The organism is Parabacteroides sp. ZJ-118, assembly GCF_011038785.1.
Lineage (GTDB): Bacteria > Bacteroidota > Bacteroidia > Bacteroidales > Tannerellaceae > Parabacteroides.
This window is the reverse complement of sequence record NZ_JAAKDT010000037.1, coordinates 23,688-34,622: the sequence shown is the minus strand read 5'-3', so window position 1 is coordinate 34,622 and position 10,935 is coordinate 23,688. Positions and strand designations below refer to the sequence as shown.

The window sequence follows — 10,935 nt, the reverse complement described above, 5'->3', positions numbered from 1 at the left end:
CCAAAATCGTGCGCGGGTGCACCGATTACAGCAGCATGCTCCCCATGAACATGGGTTTGAGTACTAATAAATACTAAATGTTTAATGAAAACAAAATCAGGGGATAGAAGCTAACAGCCATTGAATCCGTGATTTGCAATTTCGTCCGGCTGTGCTTGGACGCTTACGCCCGCTTCATATTTGTGGAGAAGTCAGCACGGTATGTCTTTGACGATTTGATTTCATACAGTTCATAGTTGACTCCAATCATTTTCTCCTTTATCAAATCAACTTCCACTCCCCGGTTTTCCCTGTAAAAGAATAGGGAGGTTCTGTGCCGTTCAATGTCAGTTTGTTTCTTCATCTCAGCGACCACATGGTTTTCAAAAATCTGCCCTCTCATAGGATGGGAAGTTAATTCCATCGGATTGCGTATTCCCAGCAAGCTACACAGCAACCCTGTATCGGTTATAGTGGGATAATAGTTAACACACTCTTCTATTTGGGGCATTATATGCCGGGGAACAAAATCAATCATTGTTTAAATCTTAAGATGCAACCTTGCTATTTTGCGAAGTTGCATCTTAAATTTGATATATACAAGAAAATCAATAAAAAAGATGAGAAAAGAGAGGATATTGCTTTGCTTGGCGCACATGTCAGGCAAGGAACAGGATTTTATAAAGGAGGCGTTCGACCAAAACTGGGTGGTGCCCCTTGGCCCGAATGTCAACGGGTTCGAGAAAGACCTCGAGAACTTCGTTAATGAACAGAGTTTAGTGACAAAGCAGGTTGTGGCATTGTCGGCTGGGACGGCGGCGGTGCATTTGGCGCTGATCGCCTGTGGAGTAGGGGCGGGCGATGAGGTGATCGTGCAGTCGTTTACCTTCTGTGCGTCGAGCCATCCGATCACCTACCTTGGGGCAACGCCGGTGTTTGTTGACTCAGAAGAGGAGTCATGGAATATGGATCCGGAACTGCTCGAAGTCGCTATCAAAGATCGTATTGCCAAGACAGGTAAGAAGCCGAAGGCGATTATTCCTGTGGCACTCTACGGTATGCCGTATCAGGTTGACCGTATCATGGAGATTACCAACCGTTACGAAATCCCCGTAATCGAGGATGCTGCCGAGGGGTTAGGCTCACGGTACAACGGCCGGGTACTTGGCACCTTCGGCAAGTACGGCGTATTGTCGTTCAATGGGAACAAGATGATTACCACTTCGGGAGGCGGTGCGCTTATTTGCAGTAACGCCGAAGACAAGAACAAGGTCTTGTGGTACGCCACACAAGCGCGTGAATCGTATCCCTACTATCAGCATGAGGCTATCGGTTATAACTACCGGATGTCGAATATCTGTGCCGGTATCGGTCGCGGTCAGATGACCGTCATCAATGACCATATCGCTCACCACAAACACGTACAGGCTCTATATGAAGAGCTGCTCAAAGATGTGCCGGGTGTGACTATGCACGGCAATCCGTGGCCGGAAAGCGATTCCAACTTCTGGCTCTGTACAGCTACACTTGACCCCAACTTGCGCATAAAAGGGCAGGAGAATGCCTACAAACAGATTGTGACCGGAGCTGTCGGCGGAGCAGCCGGCGTAATCCACGCCGCATCAAAGGCTACAACCGACTGCCAGCCCAATGACAACGTTGAGGCGCTCCGCGTCTGCCTCGACAAGGCCAATATCGAAGCCCGACCGTTGTGGAAGCCGATGCACAAACAGCCGGTGTATAAGAACGCCCCTGCATACGTCAACGGCGTAAGCGAGGGCCTTTTCAAAGTCGGCATCTGCCTCCCCTCAGGGCCGTATGTTACTGACGATGATGTCCGCTATATCGTCGACACCATCAAAGCCGCTATCCATCTCTTATCTGTTTCGCCTGTGTTGTAAGGGATGAGGTCTGTGCCGTGAATTGTGTAAAGAAAAATATATTGAAGTTTCCATGAATCTTTTTTCCAGACTATCTACCTGGTACTTTTCCAAGAAATCCTTGCCTTATTGGGGTATTATCTTGCTGGATTGCTGCTTGATCTTATTTTCCGGCTTATTGGTGTATACCTTGAATAATGGTGTGTTGTCGACCTTGGATATCTTAGGACGCCTATTGGTCACGCTATTGGTATGCCTGATCCCTTATCTGGTAGGCTTTCGCCTGTTTCATACCTATTCGGGGATCATCCGTTACTCTTCTTTCGTAGATTTGCAAAAGGTGGGGTTCGCTGTCTTGTTTGGCTTGATTTGCGTGGTCGTGTTTCAGGCATTGACGGATTTCTCTCCTTATTTGATGTATATCCGTAAACGGGATCTGATCCTCTCCGCATTGTTGGCGATGAGCTTGATGTGGATGATCCGTGTGTTCGTTAAATTCTTTTATGTGAGTACTTTTCGGGTAGCTAAGGCGGAACGTGCCTTTATCTATGGCGTGAAGCAGGGTGGGGTCAGTCTGGCGAAAAGTATCCAGAATCAGGATCCGGCTCGTTTTGTATTGGCTGGATTTATCTCGGACATGACAGAGATGGGGCATCGTTATTTGATGGGGGTCAAGGTTTACCCGAATAACGAGGAGTTGGTTGGTGTGATGAGAAGGCAACAGGCCGGTGTTTTGTTGGTATCACCATTGAAGGTTGAGGCGATCCGGAATAATCAGGAGATGGTGGACAGGTTGATCAAGGCGAATATAAAGATCTATATGATTCCTGCCGCCCAAGAGTGGGACGGGAAGAGCGACTTGAACCATACCCAGCTGAGGGAGGTGAATATAGAGGATCTACTGCCCCGCGATAAGATCGAGATAGACTTGGAGGCGGTGAAGGGGCTGCTTACCGGTAAGCGGATTCTGATAACAGGAGCCGCCGGGAGTATCGGTAGCGAGATCGTGCGGCAGGTAGCCCGGTTCGCTCCGGAGCGTATGGTCTTGATTGACCAGGCAGAGACTCCCTTGCACGATATCCGCTTGATGATGGCTCGTGAGTGGCCGGATATAGATTCCTATACGGTCGTGAGCGATATTTGTGTACGTGAACGCATGGAGGCGCTGTTCGAGGAGCATCGTCCGGATTACGTGTTTCATGCCGCGGCTTACAAGCATGTGCCCATGATGGAGGATAATCCGGAGGAGAGTGTCCGCAACAACGTGGACGGCACCCGGGTAATCGCTGACTTGGCGGTGAAATATGGCACGCGGAAGTTCGTGATGGTATCGACGGACAAGGCGGTGAATCCTACGAACGTGATGGGCTGCTCGAAACGTATTTGCGAGATCTACGTGCAGAGCCTGGACCAGGCTATCAAGGAGGGGAAGGTGAGTGGTCGTACGCAATTCGTGACGACTCGTTTCGGGAATGTGCTGGGATCGAACGGTTCCGTGATCCCGTTGTTTAAAGAACAGATCAAGCGGGGCGGTCCGGTTACGGTGACGCACAAGGATATCATTCGTTTCTTTATGTTGATACCGGAGGCTTGTAAGCTGGTTCTTGAGGCCGGTACGATGGGTAATGGGGGCGAGATCTTCGTGTTCGATATGGGTAAGCCTGTACGGATCGTGGATTTGGCTGAGCGGATGATCCGTCTGAGCGGCGTGAAGGGAATCGAGATCCGGTTCACGGGATTGCGAGACGGGGAGAAGTTGTATGAGGAGGTACTCAATGAGGAGGAGACCACTAAGCCGACTTTTCATCCGAAGATCAAGATCGCCCAAGTGCGGGCGTATGACTATGCGGACGCTAATCGGCGGATTGATGCCTTGGTGCATGCTTGTGCCGTGGAGGGGGATATGCAGATCGTGAAGCGGATGAAGGAGATCGTTCCCGAGTTTAAGAGCCAGCATTCTAAATACGAGGCTCTGGACAAATAAATTGTAGAAAATAAATAAGATGTGAAAAGAAGGTCTCTCACCGCGAGGGGCCTTTTTTTATGGGATAAAAACGTTGCCTATGAGATAGTATTTCGTACTTTTGCTTACACGATCCAATTCGTGTTGTTTGTGATAAGAAGAAGGAATGAGCATGGTACGAATAAGAAAGATATTGCCGGTTGTTGTGTCCGCGTTGGTCGGGGTCTTTTTCATACTGCCTTTGATTGGGGTTGGGATACTGAAATGGGCGGTCTTACCCCCGGAAAAGCTGACACCGCTGGTCGTAGAGAAAACAAACGAATTTATTGAGGCTCATTTGGAATGTGAGCGGGTGGAATTGACTTATTTCGAGACGTATCCTTATCTGGGAGTGAAGTTGACGAATGGGCGTCTGATCTCACATCTGGCGAAGGATTCTATGGACTATCAGGAGGATCTGGTGATTCCTTCGGATTCTTTGCTGTCTTTTAAAAAGGTGCTCGTCGTATTGAACCCTACGGATTATCTGTTTAGCGGGAAAATAACGGTTCCTCGGGTTATCATGGATAGTATCCGTTTTTATGGTTATGTGAACGAGGAGGGAAAGGCGAATTGGGAGATTTATCAAAGCGAGATGGATTCGGTAGACGAATCATCGTCGTCTCCATTGCCTAAAATAGATTTGCAGCAAGTGCATATTACGAATGGGCACTTTGTCTATGATGACCGCCGGCAGGATTTATATACGGCGATTGATGGTTTCTTTTTACATATGGATGGCCTTTTGACCCAGCGAGGGAATAAGTTGGATGTGGAGACCGGTTCTTCCTCAATCGTATTCCGTAGCCCGTCTTATTCTTTGGCGAATAAGTTGGCGTTACGATTCAAGGGACGTTTGCTGTTGGCTGATGGACTTCGCCGGATGGGGTTGAGGGACGCCGAGTTGCTGGTGAATAACTTGCCTTTTACGGCGGATGGCTTTATGGTATCGGCTACCGAGGATAATCCGTCGCGGATCGATTTGACTTTCGGGTTGAAGGTTTCCGATATGAATGACCTCTTACATTTTATTCCGGACGAATATTTTAAGGATCGGGATAAGACGCTCGCCGAGGGACGTATTATTCTGAAAGGGGATATCCGTGGGGAATTAGGGGATAGTATCGTTCCTACCGTGAACGTATGCTGCAAGATAGAGGATGGCTCTTATCATATAAAGGGGATCGAGCAGGGGATTGATACCTTGCGCATGGACGTGGATTTGCATTTGAATGGCGCTTACCCGGATTCTTCCTATGTCTCTCTGGAAGAGTTGACATTGATCGGATTGAATACCTCGTTGACCATGAGTGGCGAGGTTAGGGATATCCGGAGGAACCCCGCGATTCGGGCAGAGATGAAAGGACGGGTCGATTTTACCCGTTTGGCTAAAGATCTTTTGAATCCCGATACGCTGTTGCTGGAGGGTACTATGATGGCTGATTTATCTACGGCGTTTAGGGTGGATGATATCGTGAATAGTCGCTTTGGGAGGGTCAAGTCATCCGGTGATTTGACGATTGATCGTTTCAAGGCGTTTAGTAAACCGTTGGGTGTGGATATGTATATCGCCGGGGCGAATCTGTTCGTAGGCTCTACTGAAAATGAAAGCAAATATCTGAACGCGAAAGGCTTGTTGAGCGCTAATTTGTCGGTGGATACCTTGAATATAAAGTATAAGGATGAGATCCGTACGAATATCGGTGGATTGAAGATGGTAGCCAACACGACGCCGGTTATTGATACAACGGCTGTTATCCCTATGACCGCGGGATTGGAATTTGATCATTTACGTACGAAGTTGCCGGATTCTACGTGGATGGTGGCCGGTAAGACGGTGTTGAAGGGCGGGATCAAGGCTTCTTCTACAGATAAGCGGATTCCTATGGCGGGAGCTACGATCTCGGTGGATACCTTAAAATATATTCTTATCCCTCTACGGACGGGTATGGTGCTGACGGAAAGCCGGTTCTCCTTGGAAGCATTGCCTTATCGGCAAGCGGTCCGTCAACAACGTGAGCGCCGTATCGCCGCCGGTGATACATTGAGCAGGCGTGCGCGGATCATCCGGAGAACGAACGGACAGCGGTCGCGGTCAGATTCGGTGGCTTCCTCAAACAGCGTCTTGCGTCAATGGGAGGCTCGGGGACAAGTGAGGTTTAAGCAATTGAGGAGCTTTAGCCGTTTATTCCCTATTCCTATGTATATTGATGAGACAAGCGTGACGTTTAACACGAACAATATGACGTTGAGTGGCGCTCGCCTGCATTTAGGAAAAAGCGATCTTACTTTGAGCGGAGAGCTTAGCGGCATCCGGCGAGCCATGCTACGGGGGGGAAAGCTGAAAGCGAATTTCGAGTTGGAATCCGATCTGATCGATTGTAACCAATTGATGCTGGCTATAGGTAAAGGTTTGCGGTTTTCCGATCAATTGGCATCCAATTCGGTCGGAGCTTTCCCGGAAGACAGTATCCCCGTATTGGAGAAGGATCATCTATTCGCGAATACCGTGGATAGTGTCGCTACGGATTCGATCTCTCAACTATTTGTCGTTCCGGAATTCTTGGATCTGACGCTTCATACAAATGCTAAAAGAATTGATTTTAAGGATCTGAAGTTGGAGAATGTGAAAGGTGAGGTTGTAATCCGGGATCAAAGTATCAATCTGAGTGATTTATGTATGAGCTCGAATATCGGTTCGGGAGATTTGACGATGGTCTATACGGCTCAAACAGATCAAGAGGCGACTATGGGATTTGAGTTGTTCTTAAATGACATTTTAGTGGAACGGTTAATTCATCTATTCCCGAATATCGATACATTGGTACCGATGCTTCGTTCGTTCGAAGGCATGGTAGATTGCCAGATGACGGCGACTTGCAAGGCGGATTCTACGATGTCTGTGTTGCTTCCGTCTGTAAATGCCTCTTGCTACCTGAGCGGAAAGAATATGGTGTTGCTGGATGGTGAGACATTCACCGAGATATCGAAGACGCTGATGTTTAAAAATAAGAAGCGGAATATGATCGATAGTATAGCGGTAGATTTAGCGATCCATGATAGCAAGATCGAGGTATTCCCATTCCTGGTGGAGATGGACCGGTATAAAGTGGCCGTAGGAGGGACGCATAATCTGGATATGACGTTCGATTACCATCTCTCGGTATTAAAATCACCGGTTCCGTTTAAGTTGGGCATCGATATAAAAGGGAATCTGGATGATTTCAAGTTCAAGATCGTGAAATGTAAATATAAAGATTTCTTGAAGCCTGCCAAGCAAGCGGAACTGGATAGTACCCGCAGGAATGTGAGGGAGGAGATACGCAAGACGATCTGGAAACAAATAAGAGAGGCCGCTCCCGAATTAGGGAACAGCCTCTCCGAGATTCATCCGCATGCACACAATCATGTCGATGAATCAACGTGATCCATACATTTGTTCGTAATATTTCATGTAATCTCCACCGGTGATATCTTCTACCCATTTCTGGTTTTCGAGATACCAACGGATGGTTTTTACGATACCGACTTCGAAGCGGGTCTCCGGTGTCCAGCCTAATTCGTCGGTGATCTTCGTCGGATCGATGGCGTATCGTTGGTCATGACCCAGACGGTCTTTCACGAATGTTATCAAGCTGTCGTTGATCCAGTCGATAGCGATTTGTCCATCGGCACCGATCTCTCTTTTCTTTAATACTTGGCGATATTCCGGTTGTTCGGTCATTAGTTGATGGATCGTCCGGATCGTGAGTTTTACGATCTCGATATTCTGCTTCTCGTTATGACCGCCTACGTTGTAAACCTCTCCCACACGCCCGTGGTGGATTACGGTGTCGATCGCCTTGCAATGATCCTCTACATATAACCAGTCGCGTACGTTTGTACCGTCGCCATATACGGGCAGGGATTTACCTTCCAATATATTCTTTATGATTAAAGGAATCAGTTTTTCCGGAAAATGGTAAGGCCCGTAGTTGTTGGAACAACGGGTAATAGATACCGGCATCTTATACGTCTCGTGATAAGCCTTTACAAATAAGTCCGCACTTGTTTTGGAGGCGCTGTACGGGCTTCGGGGATCTAAAGGCGTGGTCTCGTGAAAATAACCCTCGGCACCTAGGCTTCCATAGACCTCATCGGTGGAGACTTGATGGAAACGTACGCCTTCACGCCATACCGGGTAGCCTGTCTCGGCTTTACCGGTAACCCATGCTTTTCGCGCGGCATCCAATAAGTTCTGTGTACCAAGGATGTTGGTTTGCAGGAATAGCTGCGGGTTTTCGATGCTTCGGTCTACATGACTTTCAGCGGCGAAGTTCACGACATAATCGAAGTTGTATTTATCGAATAGCTGGTCGGCCAAGGTACGGTCGCAAATATCGCCTTTCACGAACTCGCAACGTACTCCATCGATATCCTCGGCGATAGTGCCTAAATTTCCCGCGTAAGTCAGCAAGTCTAGGACAACGATCTTGATATCGTCATATTTCGCCAGCATATATTTGATGAAATTGGCACCGATAAAACCGGCAGCGCCGGTAACTAGGTAAGTTTTCATATCTGTACAGTGTTTAGTATTTGAAATTAAGCTCAGCGTCTTTCAGCGATGGAGCCTGGGTGTCTTTCTCGGATAGGTTGATCGCTTCCGGATCGGTGATGTCCCAATCTACATGGATCGTGGAATCGTCATAGCGGATTCCTCGTTCGTGCGTCGGAGTATATGGATTATCTACTTTATAGGTGAAGATCGCTTCGTCGCTTAACACATGAAATCCGTGGGCGAATCCCTGTGGAATGAATAACTGGCGTTTATTCTCGTCCGATAATTCTACCGCTACATACTGGCCGAACGTGGGTGAGCCTTCACGCACGTCTACGGCCACATCCAATACCCGTCCTTTGATCACCCGGACCAATTTGGATTGAGAATAGGGCGCCAGCTGATAGTGTAATCCTCGCAATACGCCTTTAGAAGAGCAAGATTCGTTGTCTTGCACGAACTGGATTTTCCCGATATGTTCCTCGAACTCCGCTTGCTTAAAAGCTTCCATAAAGTATCCGCGCGCATCTTTCAATACTTTTGGCTCGATGATCCATACGCCCGGTATTACAGTTTCTGTATAAGTCATTTTTTGTTATTTATCTATTTGACAGGCAAAGGTAAGCTCATTTTCTCTACTTCTACAATATTCGGAGGGGAAAAATAAAAAAAAGAAAAGTTTGGTAATTCCAATATTATTATCTTTCTTTGCACTTGCGAAACGGAGGTGGTCGTTTTGTGTTGAGATTAGGGTTCCTTGGATGAGTGGCTTAGTCAGCGGTCTGCAAAACCGTGTACGGCGGTTCGAATCCGCCAGGAACCTCTTAATGATTGAAAATTCAGAATTAATAATTGAAAATTAGGGCTCGCTCTTATTTTTTAATGGATTGGGTTCCTTGGATGAGTGGTTTAGTCAGTGGTCTGCAAAACCATGTACGGCGGTTCGAATCCGCCAGGAACCTCTAAATAATCATAGATCGCATGCACGAGAAACTTATTATTCTTGATTTCGGCTCGCAAACAACCCAGCTTATCGGCCGTAGGGTCAGAGAGTTGAATATGTATTGTGAGATCGTTCCCTATAACAAATTCCCGCATGACGCTACCGATGTGAGAGGTGTGATCCTTTCCGGAAGTCCTTATTCCGTATACGATGAGAATGCCTTTAAGGCAGACTTGAGCGAGATACGTGGAAGATATCCCGTCTTGGGTATTTGTTATGGAGCGCAGTTCCTGGCTTATACATCCGGAGGTAATGTGGAACCGGCCAATTCACGTGAGTATGGACGTGCTAATTTGTCGCACGTTGATGGTGAGGATGAATTACTGAAAGGGATCCATGCGGGTTCGCAGATATGGATGTCTCATGGGGATACGATTACCGTATTGCCGGAGCATTTCAAGGTGATCGCCAGCACGGACGACGTAAGGGCTGCCGCTTACCACGTGGAAGGCGAGAAAACGTGGGGCGTTCAGTTTCATCCGGAGGTATTCCATTCGACAGACGGCACGAAGTTGTTGGATAACTTCTTGAATATTTGCGGGTGCGCCAAGGATTGGACTCCGGCTTCCTTCATCGAGTCTACCGTAGCGGAGTTGAAGGAGAAATTGGGAGATGATAAGGTGATCTTGGCTCTTTCGGGCGGTGTGGATTCGTCCGTTACGGCTGTATTGTTGAATAAGGCGATCGGTAAGAACTTGACTTGTATTTTCGTGGATCATGGTCTGCTGCGCAAGAATGAGTTCGAGAACGTAATGAGGGATTATGAGCATTTAGGATTGAACGTGATCGGCGTAAATGCGAAAGATAAATTCTATAAAGCCTTAGCGGGGGTTACGGAACCGGAGAAGAAACGTAAGATCATTGGCAAAGGATTTATTGATGTCTTTGATGAGGAGGCGCATAAGCTGAAAGATATCAAGTGGTTGGGACAAGGCACGATTTATCCGGATGTGATCGAGTCGTTGTCTATTACAGGTACGGTTATCAAAAGCCATCACAATGTGGGAGGGCTTCCGGATACGATGAACTTGAAACTCGTCGAACCGCTTCGCCTTCTTTTCAAGGATGAGGTTCGCCGTGTCGGTATGGAGTTGGGTATGCAACCGCGTTTGATTAAGCGCCATCCGTTCCCGGGACCGGGATTGGGTATCCGTATCTTGGGGGATATCACGCCGGAGAAGGTCCGCATCTTGCAAGACGCTGACGATATTTATATGTCGTTGATGCGTGAGTGGGGGCTTTACGATAAGATCTGGCAAGCCGGGGTAATCCTGCTTCCGATCCAATCCGTAGGTGTAATGGGTGATGAGCGTACCTATGAGAATACGGTGGCTTTGCGTGCGGTAACTTCCACGGATGCCATGACCGCCGATTGGGCGCAGCTTCCGTATGAGTTCCTCGCCAAGGTATCCAACGAGATCATTAACAAGGTGAAGGGCGTGAATAGAGTCGTGTACGACATCAGCTCGAAGCCGCCAGCAACCATCGAATGGGAGTAATGAGGCCTACATTGATCTCGCAAACCTATATA

Annotated in this window: 7 protein-coding genes and 2 tRNA genes; 6 read left to right on the top strand and 3 right to left on the bottom strand. The window is 47.8% G+C overall.

The features are described 5' to 3' along the window. Window positions 1–163: 163 nt before the first annotated feature. Complete coding sequence (locus G7Y39_RS10505; protein ID WP_255453020.1) at window positions 164–490, bottom strand: DUF4143 domain-containing protein; 327 nt, start codon at window positions 488–490, stop codon at window positions 164–166. A gap of 109 nt (window positions 491–599) precedes the next feature. On the opposite strand from G7Y39_RS10505, the gene G7Y39_RS10500 reads away from it, so the two are divergent. From G7Y39_RS10500 to G7Y39_RS10490, 3 genes are all read left to right on the top strand, one after another. Further along, a complete protein-coding gene (locus G7Y39_RS10500) occupies window positions 600–1,880 on the top strand; it encodes a DegT/DnrJ/EryC1/StrS aminotransferase family protein (RefSeq protein WP_165157428.1) in 1,281 nt (426 codons plus the stop codon). Window positions 1,881–1,932: 52 nt separating this feature from the next. Further along, window positions 1,933–3,843: a nucleoside-diphosphate sugar epimerase/dehydratase gene (locus tag G7Y39_RS10495; protein ID WP_165157427.1), complete on the top strand. Its 1,911-nt coding sequence runs from the start codon at window positions 1,933–1,935 to the stop codon at window positions 3,841–3,843. Between the two features lie 145 nt (window positions 3,844–3,988). Beyond that, window positions 3,989–7,288 carry an AsmA-like C-terminal region-containing protein gene (locus G7Y39_RS10490; protein WP_165157426.1) on the top strand — a complete coding sequence of 1,100 codons (3,300 nt, stop codon included), beginning with the start codon at window positions 3,989–3,991 and terminating at the stop codon, window positions 7,286–7,288. Here G7Y39_RS10490 and rfbB read toward each other — a convergent pair. Further along, window positions 7,280–8,419 carry a dTDP-glucose 4,6-dehydratase gene (rfbB, locus tag G7Y39_RS10485; RefSeq protein WP_165157425.1) on the bottom strand — a complete coding sequence of 380 codons (1,140 nt, stop codon included), beginning with the start codon at window positions 8,417–8,419 and terminating at the stop codon, window positions 7,280–7,282. The two genes, G7Y39_RS10490 and rfbB, sit on opposite strands and share 9 nt — an antisense overlap. A 13-nt stretch (window positions 8,420–8,432) precedes the next feature. Then, a complete protein-coding gene (gene rfbC / locus G7Y39_RS10480; protein WP_165157424.1) occupies window positions 8,433–8,990 on the bottom strand; it encodes a dTDP-4-dehydrorhamnose 3,5-epimerase in 558 nt (185 codons plus the stop codon). Between the two features lie 162 nt (window positions 8,991–9,152). Between rfbC and G7Y39_RS10475 the strand changes: the two genes are divergently transcribed. From G7Y39_RS10475 to guaA, 3 genes are all read left to right on the top strand, one after another. Then, a tRNA-Cys gene (locus tag G7Y39_RS10475) sits at window positions 9,153–9,224 on the top strand. A gap of 67 nt (window positions 9,225–9,291) precedes the next feature. Continuing rightward, window positions 9,292–9,363, top strand: a tRNA-Cys gene (locus G7Y39_RS10470). A gap of 19 nt (window positions 9,364–9,382) precedes the next feature. Next, a complete protein-coding gene (gene guaA, locus G7Y39_RS10465; RefSeq protein WP_165157423.1) occupies window positions 9,383–10,903 on the top strand; it encodes a glutamine-hydrolyzing GMP synthase in 1,521 nt (506 codons plus the stop codon). Window positions 10,904–10,935: the final 32 nt, after the last annotated feature.

Coding starts and splice junctions, on each gene's coding strand:
- G7Y39_RS10495 (WP_165157427.1), top strand. CDS start 1,933: ATGAATCTTTTTTCCAGACTATCTACCTGGTACTTTTCCAAGAAATCC.
- rfbC (WP_165157424.1), bottom strand. CDS start 8,990: ATGACTTATACAGAAACTGTAATACCGGGCGTATGGATCATCGAGCCA.
- rfbB (WP_165157425.1), bottom strand. CDS start 8,419: ATGAAAACTTACCTAGTTACCGGCGCTGCCGGTTTTATCGGTGCCAAT.
- guaA (WP_165157423.1), top strand. CDS start 9,383: ATGCACGAGAAACTTATTATTCTTGATTTCGGCTCGCAAACAACCCAG.
- G7Y39_RS10490 (WP_165157426.1), top strand. CDS start 3,989: ATGAGCATGGTACGAATAAGAAAGATATTGCCGGTTGTTGTGTCCGCG.
- G7Y39_RS10500 (WP_165157428.1), top strand. CDS start 600: ATGAGAAAAGAGAGGATATTGCTTTGCTTGGCGCACATGTCAGGCAAG.
- G7Y39_RS10505 (WP_255453020.1), bottom strand. CDS start 490: ATGCCCCAAATAGAAGAGTGTGTTAACTATTATCCCACTATAACCGAT.